We start from the raw sequence: 22,647 nt of genomic DNA, 5'->3' as shown, positions 1-22,647 counted from the left end.
AGTGAGAAACGGAGCTGGCTCCGCCTGCCGCCGGGATTGCATAGTGAAATCTCCCGGAGCCGACCGGGAAATCCTCGACGGAGGGGATCTGTATGACCGGACGAATCGTCATCGAGAATGTGTTTCCGGTTCTCGGGCACATCGACCACCCGGCGAAGGCAGTAGTGGGAGAGGCCCTGCCGGTCGCCGCGACCATCTGGAAGGAGGGACACGACGCCCTTTCAGCAGCGGTCGTCTGGCGCAGTCCCGAAGGCGACGAAGAACGTGTACCGATGCGTTTGGCAGACGAGGGAACCGATCGCTGGCAGGGCTGTGTTGCCGCCCGTGCCGAAGGGGAGTGGTCCCTGCGGATCGAGGCGTGGCGGAACCCCTGGGAAACATGGTGCCGCGCGGTGCGGGCCAAAACGCAGGACGGCCAGACAGCCGACGAACTGGCCAACGACCTGGAAACCGGAGCGCGGCTGCTGACGCGGATGGCCGGTCTCTGGGACGCGCACGATCCGTCGTACCGCGCCGATCTGCTGGAAGCGGCAGCCGGCCTGCGGGATATCCGGCGGACACCGCAGCAACGTGTTGCGGCCGCCCTGAGCCGACGCGTACAGCACCTGGCGCAACTGCGCCCGCTCCAGGAGCACGTGACCTCCAGCCCGCCCCACCCGGTGTGGGCAGACCGGCAGCGCGCCCTCTTCGGGGCGTGGTACGAGATGTTTCCCCGCAGCACCGGCGGCACGGACGAAGCCGGACGCCCCGTGCACGGCACCTTCGCCACCGCCGCCGCCGAGCTGCCGCGGATCGCGGCGATGGGCTTCGACGTCCTCTACCTGCCGCCCGTCCACCCGATCGGCGCCGTGCACCGCAAGGGCCGCAACAACGCCCTCACCGCGGACGACACCGACGTCGGGTCCCCCTGGGCCATCGGCTCCCAGGACGGCGGCCATGACGCGGTCCACCCCCGTCTCGGCGATCTGGACGACTTCCGCGACCTTCTGCGGCAGGCACGCGACCAGGGCCTGGAGGTCGCTCTCGACCTGGCCTTCCAGGCCGCCCCCGACCACCCCTGGGTACAGGAGCACCCCGAGTGGTTCACCACCCGGCCGGACGGCTCCATCGCCTGCGCCGAGAATCCGCCCAAGCGCTACGAGGACATCTATCCGCTCAACTTCGACAACGCGCCTGAAACCCTCTACGCGGAACTGGAGCGCATCGTCCGGTTCTGGATGGCACAAGGGGTGCGCATCTTCCGCGTCGACAACCCCCACACCAAGCCCGCCGACTTCTGGCACTGGCTCATCTGGCGCATCAAGCGCACCGATCCCGATGTCCTCTTCCTGGCCGAGGCCTTCACCCGCCCCGCAGTGCTCAAGGGGCTGGCACGCCTGGGCTTCAGCCAGTCCTACACCTATTTCACCTGGCGCACCGGCCGGGACGAACTGGCCGACTATCTGAAGGAGCTGGCCGAGGACGCGCACTTCCTGCGCCCCAACCTCTTCGTCAACACCCCCGACATCCTGCCCGCCCACCTGCACGGTGCCGGCCCGGACGTCTTCGCCGCCCGCGCCGCCCTGGCCGCCACCGCCGCACCGACCTGGGGCGTGTACGCGGGCTTCGAACTGTGTGAGAACACCCCGCTGCACCCCGGCAGCGAGGAGTACCTGGATTCGGAGAAGTACCAGCTGCGGCCCCGCGACCCGGCCGCGGCCCGCGCCGCCGGCACCTCTCTGGAGTCATGGATCGCCCGGCTCAACCGCGTACGGCGGGCGCACCCGGCCCTGCAACAGCTGCGGCACCTGCACCTTCACGACTGCGACGACGAGCACGTCATCGCTTATTCCAAGCACGACCCGCTCAGCGGGGACACGGTGCTGTGCGCCGTCGATCTCGCCCCGGACCGCCCCCGGACCGGCGTGGTCACGCTGGCCCCGCACCTCGACGGGACGACACCCGGCGAGGTCATCCGCGCCCACGACGCCCTCACCGGCCGGCCGGTCCTCCTGGGCAGGGAACACCCCCTCCGATTCGGCCCCGGCCACGGCGTCCTGCACGTCCTGGCCTGGAACAGCCATGACCGACCGTAAGGAGCCGCAGATGCGCACGTCCCTTCCCGCGCCCCCGCCCGAGAACCCACCGGCGCAGCCGGACTGGTTCAAGACCGCCATCTTCTACGAGGTACTGGTCCGCGCCTTCTACGACGCCGACGGCGACGGAGTGGGCGATCTGAAGGGCCTCCTGGCCAAGCTCGACTACCTCCAGTGGCTCGGTGTCGACTGCCTGTGGCTGCCGCCCTTCTACGCATCGCCGTTACGCGACGGTGGTTACGACATCAGCGACTACCGTGCGATCCGGCCGGAGTTCGGCACCATGGAGGACTTCATCGCGGTGCTGGACGCGGCCCACGCCCGCGGCATGCGCGTGATCACGGACCTGGTCGTCAACCACACGTCCGACCAGCACCCCTGGTTCCAGCACAGCCGGCAGTCCCCGCACGGGCCGTTCGGGGACTTCTACATGTGGGACGACGACGACCGGAAGTACGCCGGCGCGCGGATCATCTTCGTCGACACCGAACGGTCCAACTGGGCCTGGGACGACACCCGCGGCCAGTACTACTGGCACCGCTTCTTCTCCCACCAGCCGGACCTGAACTACGACAACCCCCGGGTCCAGGACCACATGCTCGACACCGTCCGCTTCTGGCTCGACCTGGGGGTCGACGGCTTCCGCATGGACGCCGTGCCCTATCTGTTCGCCCGCGAGGGCACCACCAGCGAAAACCTCCCCGAGACCCATGACTTCCTGCGGCGCGTACGGAAGGTGGTCGACGAGGAGTACCCCGGGCGCGTGCTGCTGGCCGAGGCCAACCAGTGGCCGCAGGACGCGGTGGCCTACTTCGGCGACCCCGCCACCGGCGGCGACGAGAGCCACATGGCCTTCCACTTCCCGCTCATGCCCCGCCTGTTCATGGCCATACGCCAGGAGAGCCGCACCCCCATCACCGAGGTCCTCGACCGGACGCCGCCGATCCCCGCGGGCAGTCAGTGGGCGATCTTCCTGCGGAACCACGACGAGCTGACCCTGGAGATGGTCACCGACGAAGAGCGCGACTACCTCTACGCGCAGTACGCCACCGAGCCACGCATGCGGGCCAACATCGGCATCCGCCGCCGTCTCGCCCCGCTGCTCGGCAACGACCGCAGACAGCTCGAACTGTTCACCGCGCTGCTGCTGTCCCTGCCCGGCTCCCCGATGCTCTACTACGGCGACGAGATCGGGATGGGCGACAACATCTGGCTCGCGGACCGCGACGCCGTACGCACCCCCATGCAGTGGGCCCCCGGCCGCAACGGCGGCTTCTCCACCGCCGATCCCGCGTGCCTGTACCTGCCGGTCATCACCGACAGCGTCTACGGGCCGCAGGCCCGCAGCGTCGAAGCCCAACGCGCCGACGGCGCCTCGCTCCTGCACTGGGTCCGCGACCTGATCCATGTGCGCCGCGACCACCCGGCCTTCGGCCTGGGCGCCTACCGCGAGATCGACGCCACCAACCCCGGCGTGCTGGCCTACATACGGGAACGGGAAGCCCCCGACGGGGCGTCCGAGACCGTGCTGTGCGTCTACAACCTCGCCCGCACACCACAGCACACGGATCTCGACCTGCGGGCCTTCGCGTCCAGCCCGCTGACGGAGCTGACCGGCGGCACTCCCTTCCCCGCCATCGGCACCGAGCCCTACCCGCTCACACTGCCCGGTTACGGCTTCTACTGGTTCACGCTGGGTCCGCGGACGGAGGCCACATGACCACCGCACTGCCGGACCGCATCGAGACCGCACTGGGCGCGTGGATTCCCCGGCAGCGCTGGTTCGCCGGCAAAGGGCGCGCCGTTCTGGGAACCACGCTGGCCTCGGCCGTGCCCTTGACCGGCTCCCAGGAGGCCGAGCCGACCGGGTTCCTGGCCCTGGCACACGTGTGCTTCGCCGACGGGCAGGCCGAGACCTACCATCTGCCCCTCGGCCTGCGTACCCACCTCCCGGCCGCGCTGGAGCCGTACCTCATCGCCCGGCTGGAAGGCATCGCGGTCTACGACGCAGGCGGCGACCCGGAACTGATGCACCGGATCGTGGCACTCATCGCCCGTGACCACGACACTCCAGGTGCCCGCTTCCGTAGCCAGGGCGGGCGCGCCCTTGCCGTTCCCACGGACACCGAGCGGACGCGTCCGCTCGGTGTGGAGCAGAGCAACACGTCGATCGTGATCGACGACCGCTATCTGCTGAAGCTCTTCCGCCGCGTCGTCGCCGGCCCCAACCCGGAGCTGGAGGCCCTCACCGCGCTCCAGAAGGCCGGCAACCGCAACGTGCCGCAGCTCCTGGGGAGCGTGAGCGGGCGGCACGGCGCGGAGGAAGCGACGTACGGTCTGCTGCAGCACTACGAAGCCCACGCCCACAGTGGCTGGGACCTGGCCCTGCGCAGCGTCCTGCTCAGCGGTGGCGGTACCTCCGGCAGCGGCACGGACAGCTTTCCCGAGGCCGCCGGGCAGCTGGGGGCCACGGTGGCCACCGTTCACCGCGACCTCGCCCGGCAGCTTCCCGTCGCCCTCCTGGACCGGCCGGGCCTGGAGAAACTGGCCGTGCAACTGCGCAGGCGCTACGTCCGGGCCTGCTCCGGCGCCCCGCAACTGCGACGGTACGAACGCCTCGTCCACCAGGTCTTCGCGGCGGTCGCCACGCTGCCCGCCCCGCTGCCCGTCCAGCGCGTCCACGGTGACCTCCACCTGGGGCAGGTCCTGCACAGCCCGCGCGGATGGCTGGTGCTGGACTTCGAGGGCGAGCCCGCCGCCCCACGGGAGGAACGCACCGCCCTCACCTCCCCCCTGAAAGACCTGGCAGGCATGCTGCGCTCGTTCGACTACGCGGCCCAGCACGCCCGCCGCCACCCGCCGGTCCCCCCGGCACCTCCGGCCGAGGACGTGCGCGCCTGGGAGGAGGCGTCCCGCGCAGCGTTCCTGGCGGGCTACACCGCCGTCACCGGCCTGGACCCGGAGCCCTGGCGGCCCCTTCTGCGCGCCTACGAACTGGACAAGGCGGTGTACGAGGTCGTCTACGAGAGCCGCAACCGGCCGTCCTGGGTGGACATCCCCTTGACGGCGGTCGAACGCATGACCGCCGCGGCGCGCTGAGGCGGGCCCCGGGCGGACCACGTCCTTTGCACCGGTACCGGAAAGGCAGGACAGCCGTGCGCGACAAGCGCCAGAAAATCTACGAAATCGTCGAACCGGAGAAGAAGGCCTGGTGGGAGACGAATCGGCACAAAGTCATGTTCCTCGTCGGCTGCCTCGTGATGTACCTGCTCCTCCAGGCGTGCGACAACGCCGTCAGCCCCCAGGAGCGCCCGGGCGGTCCCATCGCGACGCCGTCCGCCCGGGGACCGGACGGGCGGACGAACGCGGCGGGACGCCCCGCCCTTGCGTGCTCCACGCACCGACCGGAGGAGAACCATGGGACGGCAGTTTGCGAGCATGTGCGGCGCCAACCGGAGAAGGCCCGGACTGCGCGGGCACTTCCGTATCGCGCGCACGGGATTCGGCAAGTTCGGGCTGGGGCTCTTGTGGGGGGCCGGCATGTGGGTCGGCAAGCGAGTGGCCGACCTGATGGACCAGTGGTGGAACTGAACACCTCCACGTCCGCCCCGGCCCGACCGAGGTGACCGGAGCGGATGCCGGCGGGGCCGGTCCGCAGGTGCTCCGGACCGGGCTCAATCGGACATCTCGGCCGCCGGTGCCGGCGGCCAGGTGCCCGGGGCCAGGACGCCGAGGACGTACGCCTTGGCCACCAGAGCGGTGCGGCCCTGGACCCGCCAGCGGCGGGAGAGGCGGGTGAGGTGGTAGTTGACGCCGTCGACGGTGAGGCCGAGGTGGCTGCCGATGGCGGCGGTGGTGGCACCGGAGGCGGCCAGCGCGAGGATACGGGTCTCGACGGGGCTGGCCGCCTCGCGGGCCGGGGCGGGGGCGGGCGGCGGGGTCTCGTGGACGCGGAGCAGCGCCAGCAGGGCGGGCGGGGCCACCGACGGATCACCGACCGGATCGACCGTCAGCTCCCCCTCCCGCTCGGCGCCGTCCGTACCGGCCTGCCAGCACACCTCGATCGGATAGCGCGACCTGCGGCGCCGGCGCAACGCGTCGACCAGGCGGTCTATCTGCGCCTGGGAGCGGGGGCGGAAGAGGTCCAGCAGGTTGCGGCCGCGCAGCTGCCCGGGGGCCGCGCCCCACTCGGCGGCCATCGCCGGATTGGCGATCAGCACCTCGCCGTACGCCGAGCACACCGCGATCGGCACCGGGACACGGTCCAGCAGGATCAGGAAGTGGTTGTGCCACGGGCCCGTCGCATACGGGCCCACCGGGCCGTTCGCCGTCGCGTCGTCCATTGCTCCTTCTCCGGTCCGGCCGCAAGAGCGGACAGCGAAAAACCACTGCACAATCATGCAGTTACCCGGCGTCGCAGGGTACCCGGGGCGGGTCACGCTTGAGACATGACCGACACGATCCCGTTCGCAGCAGCCGGCGCCGCGGTGCGCCCGTCCGAGGAGGTCCCGGTCGTCGACCTGTCGGCCACCGGACTCAGCGACACCCCCCTCCAGCAGGCCATGGACCTGGCCCGTGAGCACGGGCCGGTGTTCCGGCGGCGGCTGCACGGCCACGAGGCCCTGTTCGTCTCCTCGCTGGAACTGGTCACCGATCTGGCCGACGAGGAACGCTTCGCCAAGGGCGTCTCGGTCACCTTGGAGAACGTCCGCGAGTTCGCCGGCGACGGCCTGTTCACCGCGTACAACGACGAACCGAACTGGGCCAAGGCGCACGACATCCTGATGCCGGCCTTCGCGCTCGGCTCGATGCGCACCTACCACCCGGCCATGCTGAAGGTGGCGCGCCGGGTGATCGCCGCCTGGGACCGGCGGGCGGCCGACGGGACCCCGGTGGACGTCCCCGACGACATGACCCGGATGACGCTGGACACCATCGGCCTGGCGGGCTTCGGCTTCGACTTCGAGTCGTTCTCCCGCGACACCCCGCACCCCTTCGTCGAGGCGATGGTGCGCTGCCTGGAGTGGAGCATGAAGCGGCTCGGCCGGGAGCCGGGCGGGGACTACACCGAGCAGGACGCCGCCTTCCAGGCCGACGCGTACTACCTCGCCTCGGTCGTGGACGAGGTCATCGCCTCCCGTACGGGGGAGGGGGACGCGGCGGCCGGGACCGGTGACGACCTGCTCGGGCTGATGCTCGGCGCCACCCACCCCGCCGACGGCACCACGCTCGACCTCGCCAACATCCGCAACCAGGTCATCACCTTCCTGATCGCCGGTCACGAGACGACCTCCGGCGCGCTGTCCTTCGCCCTGTACCACCTGCTCAAGGACCCGGTCGCGCTGCGCCTGGCCCAGCGCGAGGCGGACGAGCTGTGGGGCGACACGGCCGACCCCGACCCGTCCTTCGAGGACATCGGCCGGCTGCCCTTCACCCGGCAGGTGCTGGGCGAGGCGCTGCGGCTGTGGCCCACCGCCGCCGCCTTCAGCCGCCAGGCCCGTACGGACACCCTGCTCGGCGGCCGCTACCCGGTGCGGGCGGGCCAGCTGGTCACCGTCCTCACGCCGATGCTGCACCGCGACCCGGTCTGGGGCGACAACCCGGAGCTCTTCGACCCCACCCGGTTCGCTCCGGAGGCCGAGGCGGCCCGCTCCCCGCACGCGTACAAGCCGTTCGGGACGGGCGAACGGGCCTGCATCGGGCGGCAGTTCGCGCTGCACGAGGCGACCATGCTGCTCGCGATGCTGGTGCACCGCTACCGCCTCACCGACCACGCGGACTACCGGCTGACCATCAAGGAGTCCTTGACCCTCAAGCCGGACGGGTTCACGCTCACCCTCGGCCGGCGGACCCCCGCGGACCGGGCGGGAGTGCGCGCCGCGCTCGCCGTGCTGCCCGGCGGGGCGGCGGAGGCCGCCGCGGAGCCCGGCACGGACGACGGGCTGCCCACGCGGGCCCGGCAGGACACCGGCCTGCTGCTCCTGCACGGCACCAACTACGGCACCTGCCGCGACTTCGCCGAGCGCATCGCCGACGAGGCCACCGGGCTCGGCTTCACCACCGAGGTGGCCCCCCTGGACGCCGCGGCCGGCGCACTCCCCGCGGACCGGCCGGTCGTCATCGTCGCCGCCTCCTACAACGGGCAGCCGACGGACGACGCGGCACGCTTCGTGGCGTGGCTGGAGAGCGCGCAGGCGCAGGCCGAGGGCGTGCCGTACGCCGTCCTCGGCGTCGGCGACCGCAACTGGGCCGCCACCTACCAGCGCGTACCGACCCTGCTCGACGAGCGGCTGGCCGGCCTGGGCGCCGAGCGGCTGCTGCCGCGCGGCGAGGCCGACGCCTCGGGCGACCTGAACGGCGCCGTCAAGGCGTTCACGGCCGCGCTGCGGACCGAACTGCTGGTGCGGTACGGCGATCCCGCGAGCGCCGGTGCCACGGGTGGCGGCCCGGCCGGCCCGGACGCCTACACGGTCGCCGAGATCAGCGGCGGCCCGCTGGACGCCCTCGCCGCCCGGCACGGCCTCCGGCCGATGACCGTCACCGAGGCGTACGACCTCACCGCCCCCGGCCACCCCCGGGTCAAGCGCTTCCTGCGGCTCGCCCTGCCCGACGGCGTCACCTACCGCACCGCCGACCACCTCGCCGTACTCCCCGCCAACGGGCCGGCCGCGGTCGAACGCGCCGCACGGGTCCTGGGCGCGGACCTGGACACCGTCCTCGACATCCGCGCCGGCGCGGGCCGGGCCGGCCGTGACGCCCTCCCCGTCGACCGTCCGCTGACCGTACGGGACCTGCTCACGCACCACCTGGAACTGGGCGCCCGGCCCACACCGGAACAGCGTGCGGTCCTCGCCGACCACAACCCCTGCCCGCCCGAACGCGCCGCCCTCCAGACGGTCGCCGACGACGACCCGCGCAGCGTCCTGGACCTGGTCGAGGAACACCCGGCCCTGCGCGGCGCGCTGCCCTGGCCGGTGATCCTCGACCTGCTCCCGGCCCTGCGCATCCGCCACTACTCCCTCTCCTCCTCGCCCGCCGTCGACCCCCGGCACGCCGACCTGATGGTGTCCCTGCTGCCCGGCGGCACCGGCTCCGGCCACCTGCACGCACTGCGGCCCGGCGACACCGTCCTGGCCCGCGTCCAGCCCTGCCGGGAGGCGTTCCGCCTCGACCCGGCCGACCCGGCACCGGTCATCCTGGTCGCGGCCGGCACCGGCCTGGCCCCCTTCCGCGGCGCCGTGGCCGACCGCCTGGCCGCCGCCCGCGACGGCCAGCCGGCACCCGCGCTCCTCTACTTCGGCTGTGACGCCCCCGAAGCCGACTACCTGCACGCCGACGAGCTGCGCGCCGCCGAGGCGGCCGGCGCGGTGTCGCTGCGCCCGGCGTTCAGCGCCCGCCCGGCGGACGGCTGCCGCTACGTCCAGCACCGCATCGCCGCCGAGGCCGAGGAGGTGGGCGCCCTCCTGGACGCCGGGGCGCGGGTGTACGTCTGCGGGGACGGCAGCCGGATGGCACCGGGCGTACGGGCCGCCTTCCGCGAGCTGCACGCGGCCCGCACGGGCGCCACGGACGAGCAGGCCGAGACCTGGCTGCGCGAACTGACGGCGGCCGGGCGCTATGTGGAGGACGTGTACGCGGCGGGGTGAGCCGCGAGTCCGGCGGGCCGTCGTCCTCGCCGGCCGCGCCGGAGCCCTCCGCCGCCGCCGGCCGGCCCGGCCGGGGGCCGGGCGGGCACCGCCCCGCCCGGCGGGCACCGGCCCCGCGCGGGGTCTGGCTCCCGCCGGGCGCCGGCGGCATCGTGGACGGTGGCGGCGCGGTCCGCGTACCGCCGGACGGCGATCACCTGGGGGAACGCCATGACCGACGCCCTGATCATCGGTGGTGGGATAGCGGGAGCGGTGACCGCGATGGCCCTCCAGAAGGCGGGCATCGACGCGGAGGTCTTCGAGGCGTACGCGACCGGCGCCGACGACGTGGGCGCCTTCCTCGTCGTCTTCACCAACGGGCTGGAGGCGCTGCGCGTCATCGGCGCACACGGCCCGGTCGTGGCCAACTCCTTCCCCGCCGGGCGCGTGGAGTTCGTCAGCGGTACGGGCAAACGGCTCGGCGCACGCACCCTGGCCGGCGCCGCCGACGCGACGGCGATGGGCCCGCGCACCCTCACCCGCGCCACCCTCTACCGGGTGCTGCACGACGAGGCGCGCCGCCGCGGCATTCCCGTACGGCACGGCAAACGGCTGGTCGCCGCCGAGACCGTCGGCGACCGCCGGGTGGTGGCCTCCTTCTCCGACGGCAGCCGCGCCGAGGGCGACCTGTTGATCGGCGCGGACGGCATCCACTCGGTCGTCCGCAAGCTCATCGACCCGGCGGCGCCCCGCCCCCACTACACCGGCCAGAACACCGTCTGCGGTTACACCCGGGACGTCGAACCGCCGTCCGCGCCCGACACCTACACCATGATCTACGGCCGGCGGGCCTTCTTCGGCTGCACGACGGCGCCGGACGGCGAGGTGTGGTGGTTCGCCAACGCGCCGGGTCCCGAGCGGTCCCGCCGCGACCTGGCCGCCGTCACCGCCGACCAGTGGCGGCAGCGCGTCGCCGCCCTCCTCGACGGCGACCGCACCCCGGCCGCCGCCGTCGTCCGCGCCACCGGCGAGCACATCGTCGCCTCGCACGCCTACGACCTGGCCGTCACCCCGCGGTGGTACTCCGACACCATGGTGATCATCGGCGACGCCGCGCACGCCGCGGCACCCAACGCCGCGCAGGGCGCCTCGATGGCCATCGAGGACGCCATCGTGCTGGCCAAGTGCCTGCGCGACCAGCACGAGCCCCGGCGGGCCTTCCACACGTACGAGGAACTGCGCCGGGCCCGCGTGGAGCGGGCGGTGGCCCACAGCGCACGGATGGCCCGCCGGTCGGCACCGGGGACGATGCGGCGGCTGGTCCGCGACGTGCTGCTGCCCCGCAGCATCGAACACGGAGGAGACGGCGCCGACGCCTGGCTGACCGGGTACCGCATCGAGTGGTGAGGGCGGGTACGGGCGAACCGGTGAGGACGCGTACGGCGCGACGCCCGGCTACCGCTCGTCCGCCCCCCGCAGCTGCGCCACCACCAGTGCCACCCCCGCCAACACCACGTTCCGTGCCGCCGCGTCCAGGCCGTTCCAGGTCTTCGACTGCCACATCGCGAACCACTCCCCGCCGATCGCCATGAAGCCGGCGCCGAAGAGCAGCAGCACCATCAGGAGGCCGATGGTGCCCAGGCGCCGGGCGTCGGCGTACCCCGCTCCCCGGCGCAGTCCGCGCGCCCACAGGGTGGTCGCCGCGATCAGTACCAGGGCCGCGGCCGTCTCCCAGATGATGATCAGGACGTAGGCGATGTCCTGGAGGGTGGGCGATTCGATGGCGCGCCACATCAGGTCGGGGTCCTTGAAGGTGGTGTCCATGGCCAGGACGTGTTGTACGAACGCCTGATTGGTGCCGAAGTCGGTGATGTTGCCGAACGCGACGAGCGCCATGTAGAGCGCGACCGTGCCGGTGAGTACGGTCGCCGCGAGCGGCAGGGCCTGGAACGGTCTGGTGGTGGGCATCCACGGTCTCCCTGGCCTGCGGTGGAGGGGGCTCCGCGTACTCTACGGGTGCTGTCGACGGCTCGGCAGTGCCGCCGTCGCGACGAGGACCGTGCGGGCCGGGACCGTGCACACGCCGCCCGTCTCCAGGGTGGCCGAAGCCGTCGGGGCGCCGTCCGGTGCGGTGGTGTCCAGCACCACCGTGTACACCGCGCCGGTCCGGCCCGGAACCGGGAAGTCCACCGCGTCGGCACCGGAGTTGAGCAGGGCCAGGAGGTCGGTGTCCGGCGTCGCCGCGCGGTCCCCGGCCAGGAGGAAGGCCAGGAAGCGGGTGGCCGGGTCGTCCCAGCGCGCGGGAGTCATCGGGCGGCCGTCGCGGTCGTACCAGGCGATGTCCGGGGGGTCGCCGGAGCCGGTGAGGAAGGTGGTGCGCTGAAGTGTCGGGTGCGCGCGCTGGAGGGCGACCACCCGGCGCACGAAGTCGGTGAGCGGTGTGGGCGCCGACCAGTCGTACCAACTCGTGGGGTTGTCCTGGCAGTACGCGTTGTTGTTGCCGCCCTGCGTACGGCCCAGTTCGTCGCCGCCGAGGAGCATCGGGCAGCCCTGGGAGAGGAACAGGGTGGCGAGCATGTTGCGGCGCTGGCGTTCGCGGACGGTGATGACGGCCGGGTCGTTGGTCGGGCCCTCCACCCCGTAGTTGGCCGACCGGTTGTCGTCCGTGCCGTCCCGGTTGTTCTCGCCGTTGGCCTCGTTGTGCTTGTGCGCGTACGTCACGAGATCCGTCAGGGGCATGCCGTCGTGGCAGGTGACGAAGTTGATGGAGGCGTCCGGGCCGCGGCGTTCGGGCGCGTACAGGTCGGCGGAGCCGGCGATCCGGCTCGCCAGGTCGCCGACGGCCGGGCGGCCCCGCCAGAAGTCGCGCACGGTGTTCCGGCAGCGGTCGTTCCACTCGTTCCAGCCGGGCGGGAAGCGGCCCACCTGGTAGCTGTCCGGTGCGCCCACGTCCCACGGCTCGGCGATCAGTTTGACGCGGCCCACGACCGGGTCCTGGTAGAGCAGGTCGAAGAAGGCGGCGAGGCGGTCGACGTGGCCGTACTGGCGGGCCAGGGATGCGGCCAGGTCGAAGCGGAAGCCGTCCACGTGCATCTCGGTGACCCAGTGGCGCAGCGAGTCCATGATCAGGCGCAGCACCTCGGGGCGGCCGGCGTTGAGGGTGTTGCGGGTGCCGGTGGTGTCGACGTAGCGGGACGGGTCGGCCGGGTCGAGGCGGTAGTAGATCTCGTTGGCCAGGCCGCGGAAGCAGAGTGCCGGGTCGTCGGGCGGGCCTTCGGCGGTGTGGTTGTAGACGACGTCGAGGATCACCTCGATGCCGGCGGCGTGCAGGGCCTTCACCATCGCCTTGAAGTCGGTGTTCTGCCCGCCCTCGTGGCCCGCCGAGCTGTACGCGGCGTGCGGCGCGAAGAAGCCGATCGTGGAGTAGCCCCAGTAGTTGGTCAGTCCGCGGTCGAGCAGGAACGGTTCGGGGAGGAACTGGTGGACCGGCATCAGTTCGACCGCGGTGACGCCCAGGCCGGCCAGGTGCCCGGTGACGGCGGGGTGCGCCACTCCGGCGTACGTTCCGCGCAGCGGCGGCGGCACGTCGGGGTGCCGTGCGGTCAGGCCCTTGACGTGCGTCTCGTACAGGACCGTCCGCGACCAGGGATGGCGCGGCGCCCGGTCGTCGCCCCAGTCGAACACCGGGTCCGCCACCAGCGGCAGCAGCGTGCGTTCCGCCACCGGCTTCAGGACCTCGGCGTACGGGTCGAGCAGCAGCCGGGACGGGTCGAAGCGCAGGCCCCGCGCGGGCGCGAACGGCCCGTGCGCACGGTAGCCGTACGCCTGGCCCGGCCGCGCGCCCGGTACGTACGTGTGCCAGATGTCGCAGTCCACCGCCATCGGCACCCGTCGCTCACCGCCCTCGCCGAGCAGGCACAGCTCGACCGATCCGCCGTACGCGCCCGCCGAGGAATACACGGCGAAGAAGGTGCCCGAGCCGTCCCAGTGGGCACCGGGCCGGTACGGGTCGCCGGGTACGGGAGGAACATGAGGGGCTGTCATCAGTCGTAACCGCCGAACATGAAGAGGGACGCCCGCTGGTCCGCGGGATTCATCAGCCCGTGCAGGTTGCCGCCCTTGAGCAGGGCCAGGTGCCCGGCGGGCAGCCGCCGCACCTCGAAGGAGCGCACCCGGCTGCCGGAGTCGGCCCAGTCGCCGGTCACCATCAGCCCGTCGCCCTCCAGCATCAGGAAGACCTCCTGGTTGTCCCGGTGCCGGTGCAGACCGATGCCGCAGGCCGGGTCGAGCACGTGCAGGTCCATGTAGGTGACGGCGAAGAACGGCTCCACGTCACCGCTCACATGGGCCTTGCGGCCGAACGCGTCGAGGTTGTACGGCTCCAGCGTGCGCCGCAGGTCGCCGCTGCCCGCCCAGCGGCCGTACTCGCTGAAGAGCGTGCGGTATTCGAGCGACCCGACGCCGCCGTGCGGGGTGGGGCTGGTGCCCACGCCCAGGTAGTTGTCCCAGCCGCGGACCTTCATCTCGAAGCCCAGCCGCACCGATCCGGACGGCGGGTCGGCCGATCCGGCGCCGTCGGGACTCGTAGTCCAGCGTACGTCGACGTAGCACGGCAGGACGGGGTGCATGGCGTGCCGCGGGGCGACCAGCCGCAGGTCCTGGTTGGTCATCTGGTCGCGGTGGAAGTCCTGGCCCAGGCCGGTGACGATGTCCGGGCGCGGTTGCAGCAGTCCGGAGTCGAGGGCGGTCCGGCCGCGCGGGCCGAGCAGGTCGCGCAGCCCGTCGCCGACCCGGCCCCACAGCTCGACGGTGTAGAAGTCGGTCTCCTCGTCGTACGGCACCCGTATCGGCTCCGGCCGGCTGCCCTGGACGGACAGTACACAGCCGATGGTGTCGCCGAGCTGCCCCGCCTCGCGCCACAGCGCGGAGTCCGGGCCGCCCCGGTAGGAGAGCTGGAGGAACGGGCCGCGCCAGTCGCCGATCTCGGCCCAGCCGCGCACCGCCCGGGTGTCGGCCAGTGTGAAGTCGCGGACGTTCTGCTTCTGGAAGTCGGTCTTGTCGTCCTGCTGCGCCGGGTCGAGCAGGTCCTGGTGGGGGGAGGCGGGCCCGTACAGCTGGAGCGTGCGCAGCGGGAACAGGTGCTGGAGCGAGGCGGGATCGTAGTGTTCGCGCTCGGCGGCTAAGCGGGTGCGCTCGACCAGGCCGAGCAGCTTCAGCAGCGGGTTGGCGTCCGCGTAGTCCGGCGGTTTGACCGGGTCGACGCGGAAGACCGAGTCGGTGTGCACGATCTTGGGCATCGCGGGACCGCCTCAGGTGGTGTGGTAGAGGAACGCGACGAACTTCAGCGGCTCGGTGCCGGGGTTGCGGATGCCGTGCACACCGCCGCTCTTGGTGTACAGGACGCTGCCCGGTTTGACCGGCAGCTCCCGGCACTTGACCGGGCCGATGCCGAAGACGGGCCGTTCGACCAGCGGGTAGGCGGCCGTCGTCGGGTCGTCGCCGTCGCTCATGTACGCGGTGCCGGTGCCGGAGACGACGTAGTACAGCTCCTCCGAGCCGATGTGCCGGTGGGTGCCCTCCACCGCGCCGGGCGGCACCGTCACCTCGTGGAAGAACACCAGGTCGCTGCCGAGTTCCCGCTGGAACAGCCAGCGCATCTGCACGATGTTGTCGTCCCGCCGCTCCGGGTCGTCCTCGTCGGTCATGGCGTTGCGGTAGTTGACCGGCGCGATCCGCCCGGCGTCCGGGATGAAGAAGCCGCGCCGGAAGTCCAGCAGGTAGTTGCTGTCCGCGACGGTGTTGCGCGGGTCGCTGGGCTCCTGGGTGCGCGGCTCCTGGTGGGAGCGGAGATAGGCGTTGTCCCACTGCGGGTTGCCCAGCCGCTGGCCCGTCGGGTACAGCACGCCGTCCTCCCGGAACGCCATCGCCACCTCGGAGACCGAGCCGAGCAGCGGGGACAGCTGCGGCACCCGGGTGATGGGCGCGTCCCGGCCCATCAGGGGCAGCACCCGGTGGTCGTGCGCGGTGCCGTCCGGCGGCTCCAGCGTCTCCCAGATCTCCGCCGCGTACGCGCCGATCACCGGGTCCCAGTGCAGGGTGACGAGGGCCTCGGCGGTGCCCGCCGCATCGTCGCCGGTGACCTTCAGCCACGCCTTCGTACGGGGCCCCAGGCGCCGGTTGAACTCCCGGGCCTGCTCCAAGAGCCTCAGGCCGGAGTACTCGATGCGCAGCATCGGGCAGAGTCTGGTGCCGCCCAGGAACACGTCGCCCTTGATGGCGGTGCCGTCCGCCGAGCCGCGCACCTCGGCGACGTAGTAGCGGTAGCGGGAGGAGCGGGTCGCGTTCAGGTAGCGGGCGTGGTAGATCCGGTCGGGGTAGAAGACGACCCGGAAGATCTCGTTCTCGGGGTGGGTGTAGACCTCGTCGAAGCGGCTGTCCATGTCACGGCCTCCCGAGCCGGTCCAGCAGCACGTCGCCGACGCGGAAGGAGTTCGCCTCGATGGTCAGCGTCGGGTTGGCGCTCCCCGAGGTCGGCATGAACGCCCCGTCGGTGACGTAGAGGTTGTCGAAGTTCCAGGCCCGGCAGTCCGGGTCGAGCACCGAGTCGGCCGCGTCGGCGCCGAACCGGGCGCCGCCCAGCACGTGGTTGGCGATGCGGACCACCGAACCGTCCACCGACCCCGAGCTGACGTCGCGCACGTCGCCGCCGCGCACCAGGATCTGCCGGCACTGCTCGGCGAGGATGTCCATCAGCGCCCGGTCGTGCGGGTGCCAGGTCTTGATGATGTACGCGACCGGGCGGCCCCACTTGTCCGTCACACGCGGGTGCAGTTCGATGCGGTTCTCCCGCTGCGGCACCTGGTTGGCCATGAACGCCACGGACAGGCGCCGCCCGAAGCTCTCCTCCAGGTAGTCCTCGAAGCCGTTGCCGACGAGGCCGGTGTCGTAGAGGTAGCCCTTCCACATGCTGTCCATGTCCATCGCCTGCCAGGTGCGGGCGAGCGAGAGGGGCAGGGCGCCGTCGGAGGTGTTGTTGTAGATCACGCCGCCCGCCCACAGGCCCTGGGCGCGGAACCACTCGGGGCGCGCGCAGTGGTCGGTGGCCCAGTCCGAGTCCAGCGTCTTCGACTTGTCGGCGCGCTCCGGCACGGTGCACTGCGCGCCGCCGAAGCAGTGCGTCAGGAAGTAGCGGCCCAGCAGGCCGTTTCCGTTGACCCGCTTGCCGAAGGCCGGGTCGAGCAGCCCGGAGAGCTGGAGCAGCCGTACGGACTCGATCGCCGAGCAGGCCACGACGACCGTGCCGGCGGCGATCGTCCGGGGCCGGCCGGCGGGGTCGCGGTAGTGCACCTTCGTCACGCGCGGGCCGTCCGCCTCCAGGTGCGTGACGGTGCAGTTGGCCCGCAGGTCGAGCCCGCCACCGCCGTCGAGGCCGCGCAGCGGCGCCAGCAGCGACACCCAGGTGTTGGACTTCAGGCCCAGCGGGTCGCCGTAGCGGTTGACGAACGCCGTCTTGACGGTGTCGGCGTCGGCGGGCACCGTACGGCCGCTGGGCGCGTGGTCGCGGGTGATGACCGCGAGCGGGGTGCGGTAGCGGCGCATTCCGAGCGCGTCCATCCCGGCGGCGGCGTACGCGCTGATCGGGTTGGGGTCGAGCGGTGGCTGGTAGCGGTCCCGGGACGGGACCTTCGCCTGGCCCTCCCAGGTCCCGTTGACGCCGATCAGCTCCTCGGCCCTGGTGTAGTACGGCTCCAGCGCGGCGTAGTCCAGCGGCCAGTCGCGGGCCTCCCGGCGCACGTCGCCGCCCGGGTCGTCGCGCAGGTCGCCGCGCCCCGCGTTGAGGGAGGCCAGCCGCAGGTCCTCGGGCGTGAAGCGGGGCGACACCCCGCCGTACAACTGCGTGCCGCCGCCGACCACCTGGGCCGTGTAGCCCTCGATGGTGACCCGGTCCCGGCCGTCGCTGTCACGGTAGACGTGCGGCTCGTCGTTCAGGTCCGGCTCCACGTGGCTGGAGAAGTACGGCTCACCGGTGTTGGCCACGTCCGGCACGGTGATGCGCTTCTCCGACCCGGTGGCGAAGCACTCGTCGCGCTTGAAGTCCGACAGGCCGTGCGGGCTCTGCGCCTGGGTGCGCAGCAGCGGCCCCTTCTCCAGGACGACCACCCGGTGGCCGGCCCGGACGAGGGTGTGGGTGAGCGGCGCGCCGCCCGCGCCACTGCCGATGACGACGACCGTGGCACGTTCCCCGTCCATGCCGTCCCCCACTCAGCCGCGGTAGTCGGTGTTGTGGCCCAGCGGCGACTCCAGCGCCCGCCGCCAGTCGAAGAGCGTGCCGCCCCGCGCGTCCCGGAACCGGCTCTCCAGATACATCCAGCCCGCCGCGCCGGAATTCCCGCCGTGTTTCGGGTGGACGAACGCGCCGGTCATCGCGTGCCGGCGCAGGAGCAGCAGGAAGAACCGCGGGCTGCCGTAGCGGGAGTAGTCCCAGCCGTCCACCTTTTCGGTTTCCATCTGCCGGTAGAGATCCGCGTACATTTCCGGAGGTGCGGCCGCCGGATCGAGTCCGCCGAACCGGGACCGCAGGATTTCGCCGATGATTTTGAGGCAGGTGTGGTAATCATCGGCATGGTGCTGTTCCTGGCGCGCGACCAGTTTGTCGATGTAGTTGACCGTGCCCACTTCGTCGTCCAGCTGGTAGGCCAGCGGAAATGCCTCGTCCCGTGTCGCCCGGTCCAGCGACTCGTACACGCCGCGCAGGAACCGCCGGTTCTCGTCGAGCCGGAAGGGCAGCAGGTGGCGCACCAGCCGGCCCAGCAGGTCGCGCTCGGCCCGGCCGAACGACAGCGGCACGGTGCAGGCGTCGGTGAAGAAGCGCGACCACGGCTCGCCGTTGTCCAGGACGGTGCGCTGCGGATTGACAGGGTCGAGCACGTACCGCCCGGCCACCGCGAACTTGTACGTGTGCACCTGGCCCTTGGGGACCCGCACGGTGGTGGCGAAGAGGCCGGTCGGCTCGCCCGCGAACACCAGCGGGCGCAGCGGCACCGGCGAGTGCAGCGGCCCGAAGGTGCCCAGTACGGCCACCGGGGCAGGTGCGGCGCGGCGGCCGTCGTAGACGAAGGTCACGTCGTTGTACGGGTACGAACCGGCCGCCGACACCCCGTCCCAGTGCGCGTCGACCACCGGGAAGCGCCACGCCTCGCAGATCGCCGCGCGCTCGTCCCCGGGCGTGTACTGCCCGAAATCATGGCGCGCGTCCCGGCTTTCCCTGGCGAGGTATTTGGTGCAGTGATTCAGAACGTACTGATCGTCCTTCTCGATGACCTCGATCTTCACCGCGCACCCCCGGGAACGTCGTGTCGGCGCCATCGAAAGTATTGCGCGCGGCAGGGGTTGTCCACGCCGTCGGCGGACGCCGTATGGTGCCCCGTATGCGTGCCGCTCGGTACGAGAACAGGGGCCCCGGCCGAAAAGTGTTCCAGCGGGGAAATCGCCCGCTCCCGAGCCGGGCCCCGGGAACCGCGCACCCGCCGCCGGCATGTGGGGCCGCCGTCCGGGCGGTGACCGGTAGGCGCGGCTGGGCCGGACGGCGTACATACCCGCGCGGAATGCGGGCACCCGGGCCGATCAGGGCAGGACCCCGAGGTGAGAGGAGACGCAGATGGTGGCGGAGAGCCGGAACGGGCGGCGGCCGCGCGTGGTGATCGTGGGGGCGGGCTTCGCCGGATACGAGTGCGCCCGCACGCTCGCGAAGAAGTCCCGCGGCGCCGCTGAGATCGTGCTGGTCAACCCCAACGACTACTTCCTCTACCTGCCGCTGCTGCCCGAGGTCTCGGCCGGGATCCTGGAGCCGCGCCGGGTGTCGGTGTCGCTGACCGGCACCCTGCCCGGCGTCCGGCTGGTCCTCGGCCAGGTCGGCGGCGTGGACCTGGCCGCCCGCCGGGTCGAGTACACCGACCCGGAGGGCCGTACCGGCTCGCTCGGCTACGACCGCCTCGTGCTGACCGTCGGCAGCGTCAACAAGCTGCTGCCCATCCCGGGCGTCGCCGAGCACGCGCACGGCTTCCGCGGCATGCCGGAGGCGCTGTACCTGCGCGACCACATGACCCGGCAGATCGAGCTGGCGGGAGCCGCCGAGGACCCCGCCGAACGGGCCGCCCGGATGACCTTCGTGGTGGTCGGCGCGGGCTACACCGGCATCGAGGTCGCCGCGCACGGCGTGACCTTCACCCGGTCGCTGGCGCGCCACAACGCCGGGCTGCGCGGCGAGCCGCAGCCGCGCTGGATCCTGCTGGACCTCGCCGACCGGGTGCTGCCGGAGCTGGACGAACGGTTGTCGCGCACCGCGCACCGGGTGCTGAGCAAACGTGGTGTCGAGATCCGTACGAAGACCTCCGTCAAGGAGGCCACCTCCGACGGGGTGCTGCTGGACGACGGCACGTCCGTCGACACCCGGTCGCTGATCTGGTGCGTCGGCGTACGGCCCGACCCGCTGGTGGAGTCGCTGGGACTGCCCACCGAACGCGGCCGGCTGTGCGTGGACGAGTTCCTCGCCGTACCCGGCCACCCCGAGGTGCTGGCCTGCGGTGACGCCGCGGCCGTACCCGACCTGACCCGGCCGGGGCAGGCGACGCCGATGACGGCCCAGCACGCGCAGCGCCAGGGCAAGGTCGCCGCGCACAACATCGCCGCCTCCTACGGCCAGGGCGAACCGCGCGCCTACAAGCACCACGACCTGGGCTTCATGGTCGACCTCGGCGGGGTGCAGGCCGCCGCCAACCCGCTGCACATCCCGCTGTCCGGCCCGGTCGCCAACGCCGTGACCCGCGGCTACCACCTGATGGCGATGCCCGGCAACCGCGTTCGGGTCGCCGCCGACTGGCTGCTGGACGCGGCACTGCCGCGTCAGGGCGTCCAGCTCGGCCTGGTGCGCTCCTGGTCGGTGCCGCTGGACACCGCGGCCCCCGAACTGGCCCGGGTACCGGCGGACGGCGGCACGGGGGAGCGGACGCCGGCGGACGACCCGTCCGACCGACCCCGAAAAGCGGAAGGAAGCTGATGACCACAGAGAACGACCCGGGCGCGGACACCGCCCGGTACGAGCGGCTGGGCGAGCTGGCGCAGCAGCTGCGCGTCGACTCCGTACGCGCCGCCGACGCGGCCGGCTCCGGCCACCCGACCTCCTCGATGTCCGCGGCCGACCTGGCCGCGGTGCTGCTGAGCGAGCACCTGCGCTACGACTTCGCCGATCCCGAGAACCCCGGCAACGACCACCTCATCTTCTCCAAGGGCCACGCCTCGCCCCTGGTGTACGCGATGGGCAAGGCGGCCGGGGCGCTCACCGACGAGCAGCTGCTGACCTTCCGCAAGAACGGCAGCCTGCTGGAAGGGCATCCCACCCCGCGCATCCCGTGGGTGGACGTGGCCACCGGCTCGCTCGGCCAGGGACTGCCCATCGGCGTCGGCCTCGCGCTGGCCGGCCGCGACCTGGACCGCGTCCCGTACCGCGTGTGGGTGCTGTGCGGCGACAGCGAGATGGCCGAGGGCTCGATGTGGGAGGCGTTCGAACACGCCGGGCACGAGCGGCTGGCGAACCTCACGGCGATCATCGACGTCAACCGGCTCGGCCAGCGCGGCCCCACCCGGCACGGCTGGGACCTGGACGCCTACGCGCGCCGCATCCGGGCCTTCGGCTGGCACACGGTCGAGGTGGACGGCCACGACATCGCGGCCGTGGACCGCGCGTACGCCGAGGCGGCCGCCACCACCGACCGGCCCACCGCGATCATCGCGAAGACCCGCAAGGGCCAGGGCGTGCGCGCCGTGGCCGACCAGGAGGGCAAGCACGGCAAGCCGCTGAAGGACGCCGCCGGGGCGATCGAGGAACTGGGCGGCGTCCGCGACCTGCGCGTGGAGGTGCGTCCGCCGCGCGACGCCGAGCCGCGGCTGCGGGCCGGCGGCGGCGCGCCCGAGCTGCCGGAGTACAAGGTCGGCGACGCGGTCGCCACCCGCAACGCCTTCGGCGAGGCGCTCGCCGCGCTCGGCGCCGTCCGCGGCGACGTGGTCGCGCTGGACGGCGAGGTCGGCGACTCCACCCGCGCCGAGTACTTCGCCGACGCGCACGGCGACCGGTACTTCGAGTGCTACATCGCCGAGCAGCAGATGGTGGCCGCCGCGGTCGGCATGCAGGTACGCGGCTGGGTGCCGTACGCCACCACCTTCGCCGCCTTCCTCAGCCGCGCCTACGACTTCGTCCGGATGGCCGCCGTCAGCCGGGCCGGCCTCAACCTCGTCGGTTCGCACGCGGGTGTCGCCATCGGGGAGGACGGCCCCTCCCAGATGGGTCTGGAGGACCTGGCCGCGTTCCGCGCGGTGCACGGCAGCACCGTCCTGTACCCGTGCGACGCCAACCAGGCGGCCCGGCTGACCGCCGCGATGGCCGACGCGAGCGGCATCCGCTATCTGCGCACCTCCCGGGGCGGGTCCCCGGTCATCTACGGGGCGTCCGAGGACTTCCCGATCGGCGGCAGCAAGACGCTGCGCGCCACCCCGGAGGACCGGGTCACCGTGGTGGCCGCCGGCGTCACCGTCCACGAGGCGCTGGCCGCCGCCGACACCCTGGCCGGCGAGGGCGTGGCCGTCCGCGTCATCGACCTGTACTCGCTCAAGCCGGTCGACCTGGCCACGCTGCGGGAGGCCGCCGAGGTCACCGGGCGGATCATCACCGTGGAGGACCACCACCCCGAGGGCGGCCTCGGCGACGCGGTGCTGGACGCCTTCACCGACGGCCGCCCGGTGCCGCGGCTGGCCCGGCTCGCGGTGCGCACCATGCCCGGCTCCGCCTCCCCGGAGGAACAGCTGCGGGCGGCGGGCATCGACGCGCAGGCGATCGCGGCGACGGCCCGGGGACTGCTCACCGAGTCGCCGTAGGCACGCGGTACGCGCCGGCG

15 protein-coding genes are annotated in these 22,647 nt (G+C 72.5%); 8 read left to right on the top strand and 7 right to left on the bottom strand.

The features are described from left to right. Positions 1 to 92: 92 nt before the first annotated feature. From ACH4FX_RS04295 to ACH4FX_RS04280, 4 genes are all read left to right on the top strand, one after another. A complete protein-coding gene (locus ACH4FX_RS04295; RefSeq protein WP_398474978.1) occupies positions 93 to 2,075 on the top strand; it encodes a maltotransferase domain-containing protein in 1,983 nt (660 codons plus the stop codon). A 10-nt stretch (positions 2,076 to 2,085) separates the two neighbouring features. Beyond that, positions 2,086 to 3,795, top strand: a complete 1,710-nt coding sequence (gene treS, locus ACH4FX_RS04290; RefSeq protein WP_398475502.1) for a maltose alpha-D-glucosyltransferase — start codon at positions 2,086 to 2,088, stop codon at positions 3,793 to 3,795. Continuing rightward, positions 3,792 to 5,174 carry a phosphotransferase gene (locus ACH4FX_RS04285; RefSeq protein ID WP_398474976.1) on the top strand — a complete coding sequence of 461 codons (1,383 nt, stop codon included), beginning with the start codon at positions 3,792 to 3,794 and terminating at the stop codon, positions 5,172 to 5,174. The genes treS and ACH4FX_RS04285 overlap by 4 nt, the downstream gene beginning before the upstream one ends. 318 nt (positions 5,175 to 5,492) lie before the next feature. After that, on the top strand, positions 5,493 to 5,666 hold the full coding sequence (locus tag ACH4FX_RS04280) for a hypothetical protein (protein WP_398474974.1): 174 nt from the start codon (positions 5,493 to 5,495) through the stop codon (positions 5,664 to 5,666). 83 nt (positions 5,667 to 5,749) lie between these two features. On the opposite strand, the gene ACH4FX_RS04275 is transcribed toward ACH4FX_RS04280, so the two are convergent. Next, positions 5,750 to 6,418 (bottom strand): helix-turn-helix transcriptional regulator, encoded by a 669-nt coding sequence (locus ACH4FX_RS04275; protein WP_398474972.1) that lies wholly within the window; start codon positions 6,416 to 6,418, stop codon positions 5,750 to 5,752. A 105-nt stretch (positions 6,419 to 6,523) separates the two neighbouring features. Between ACH4FX_RS04275 and ACH4FX_RS04270 the strand changes: the two genes are divergently transcribed. Beyond that, on the top strand, positions 6,524 to 9,721 hold the full coding sequence (locus tag ACH4FX_RS04270; protein ID WP_398474971.1) for a bifunctional cytochrome P450/NADPH--P450 reductase: 3,198 nt from the start codon (positions 6,524 to 6,526) through the stop codon (positions 9,719 to 9,721). A gap of 210 nt (positions 9,722 to 9,931) precedes the next feature. Next, a complete protein-coding gene (locus tag ACH4FX_RS04265; protein ID WP_398474969.1) occupies positions 9,932 to 11,107 on the top strand; it encodes an FAD-dependent monooxygenase in 1,176 nt (391 codons plus the stop codon). Between the two features lie 48 nt (positions 11,108 to 11,155). Here ACH4FX_RS04265 and ACH4FX_RS04260 read toward each other — a convergent pair whose 3' ends face one another. From ACH4FX_RS04260 to ACH4FX_RS04235, 6 genes are read right to left on the bottom strand one after another with little or no spacing between them, the layout of a single operon-like run. After that, positions 11,156 to 11,668: a DUF2165 domain-containing protein gene (locus ACH4FX_RS04260; protein ID WP_398474967.1), complete on the bottom strand. Its 513-nt coding sequence runs from the start codon at positions 11,666 to 11,668 to the stop codon at positions 11,156 to 11,158. 42 nt (positions 11,669 to 11,710) lie between these two features. After that, positions 11,711 to 13,744: a glycogen debranching protein GlgX gene (glgX, locus tag ACH4FX_RS04255; RefSeq protein ID WP_398474965.1), complete on the bottom strand. Its 2,034-nt coding sequence runs from the start codon at positions 13,742 to 13,744 to the stop codon at positions 11,711 to 11,713. After that, complete coding sequence (locus ACH4FX_RS04250; protein ID WP_398474963.1) at positions 13,744 to 14,997, bottom strand: hypothetical protein; 1,254 nt, start codon at positions 14,995 to 14,997, stop codon at positions 13,744 to 13,746. Before ACH4FX_RS04250 ends, glgX begins: the two co-directional genes overlap by 1 nt. 12 nt (positions 14,998 to 15,009) lie before the next feature. Beyond that, entirely contained in the window at positions 15,010 to 16,140 is a 1,131-nt protein-coding gene (locus ACH4FX_RS04245; protein ID WP_398474961.1) for a cupin domain-containing protein, read from the bottom strand. Between the two features lies 1 nt (position 16,141). Beyond that, positions 16,142 to 17,950, bottom strand: a complete 1,809-nt coding sequence (locus ACH4FX_RS04240) for a GMC oxidoreductase (protein WP_398474959.1) — start codon at positions 17,948 to 17,950, stop codon at positions 16,142 to 16,144. Between the two features lie 12 nt (positions 17,951 to 17,962). After that, positions 17,963 to 19,033, bottom strand: coding sequence for a gluconate 2-dehydrogenase subunit 3 family protein (locus ACH4FX_RS04235; RefSeq protein ID WP_398474957.1), 1,071 nt, complete (start codon positions 19,031 to 19,033; stop codon positions 17,963 to 17,965). 325 nt (positions 19,034 to 19,358) lie between these two features. On the opposite strand from ACH4FX_RS04235, the gene ACH4FX_RS04230 reads away from it, so the two are divergent. Both ACH4FX_RS04230 and ACH4FX_RS04225 read left to right on the top strand, forming a co-directional pair. Then, positions 19,359 to 20,756: an NAD(P)/FAD-dependent oxidoreductase gene (locus ACH4FX_RS04230; RefSeq protein ID WP_398474955.1), complete on the top strand. Its 1,398-nt coding sequence runs from the start codon at positions 19,359 to 19,361 to the stop codon at positions 20,754 to 20,756. After that, positions 20,756 to 22,627, top strand: a complete 1,872-nt coding sequence (locus ACH4FX_RS04225; RefSeq protein ID WP_398474953.1) for a transketolase — start codon at positions 20,756 to 20,758, stop codon at positions 22,625 to 22,627. The genes ACH4FX_RS04230 and ACH4FX_RS04225 overlap by 1 nt, the downstream gene beginning before the upstream one ends. Positions 22,628 to 22,647 lie beyond the last annotated feature (20 nt).

The sequence above is a fragment of the Streptomyces sp. NPDC018019 genome, assembly GCF_044327805.1.
Classification (GTDB): Bacteria; Actinomycetota; Actinomycetes; order Streptomycetales; family Streptomycetaceae; genus Streptomyces.
The sequence above is the reverse complement of the archived record's forward strand: the minus strand, read 5'-3'. Positions and strand labels throughout refer to the sequence as shown.

What these genes read in the sequence shown, in the direction of transcription:
- treS (WP_398475502.1), top strand. Translation starts at nt 2,086, where the DNA reads ATGCGCACGTCCCTTCCCGCGCCCCCGCCCGAGAACCCACCGGCGCAG.
- ACH4FX_RS04285 (WP_398474976.1), top strand. Translation starts at nt 3,792, where the DNA reads ATGACCACCGCACTGCCGGACCGCATCGAGACCGCACTGGGCGCGTGG.
- ACH4FX_RS04270 (WP_398474971.1), top strand. Translation starts at nt 6,524, where the DNA reads ATGACCGACACGATCCCGTTCGCAGCAGCCGGCGCCGCGGTGCGCCCG.
- ACH4FX_RS04280 (WP_398474974.1), top strand. Translation starts at nt 5,493, where the DNA reads ATGGGACGGCAGTTTGCGAGCATGTGCGGCGCCAACCGGAGAAGGCCC.
- ACH4FX_RS04230 (WP_398474955.1), top strand. Translation starts at nt 19,359, where the DNA reads ATGGTGGCGGAGAGCCGGAACGGGCGGCGGCCGCGCGTGGTGATCGTG.
- ACH4FX_RS04240 (WP_398474959.1), bottom strand. Translation starts at nt 17,950, where the DNA reads ATGGACGGGGAACGTGCCACGGTCGTCGTCATCGGCAGTGGCGCGGGC.
- ACH4FX_RS04225 (WP_398474953.1), top strand. Translation starts at nt 20,756, where the DNA reads ATGACCACAGAGAACGACCCGGGCGCGGACACCGCCCGGTACGAGCGG.
- ACH4FX_RS04295 (WP_398474978.1), top strand. Translation starts at nt 93, where the DNA reads ATGACCGGACGAATCGTCATCGAGAATGTGTTTCCGGTTCTCGGGCAC.
- ACH4FX_RS04250 (WP_398474963.1), bottom strand. Translation starts at nt 14,997, where the DNA reads ATGCCCAAGATCGTGCACACCGACTCGGTCTTCCGCGTCGACCCGGTC.
- ACH4FX_RS04275 (WP_398474972.1), bottom strand. Translation starts at nt 6,418, where the DNA reads ATGGACGACGCGACGGCGAACGGCCCGGTGGGCCCGTATGCGACGGGC.
- glgX (WP_398474965.1), bottom strand. Translation starts at nt 13,744, where the DNA reads ATGACAGCCCCTCATGTTCCTCCCGTACCCGGCGACCCGTACCGGCCC.
- ACH4FX_RS04265 (WP_398474969.1), top strand. Translation starts at nt 9,932, where the DNA reads ATGACCGACGCCCTGATCATCGGTGGTGGGATAGCGGGAGCGGTGACC.
- ACH4FX_RS04245 (WP_398474961.1), bottom strand. Translation starts at nt 16,140, where the DNA reads ATGGACAGCCGCTTCGACGAGGTCTACACCCACCCCGAGAACGAGATC.
- ACH4FX_RS04260 (WP_398474967.1), bottom strand. Translation starts at nt 11,668, where the DNA reads ATGCCCACCACCAGACCGTTCCAGGCCCTGCCGCTCGCGGCGACCGTA.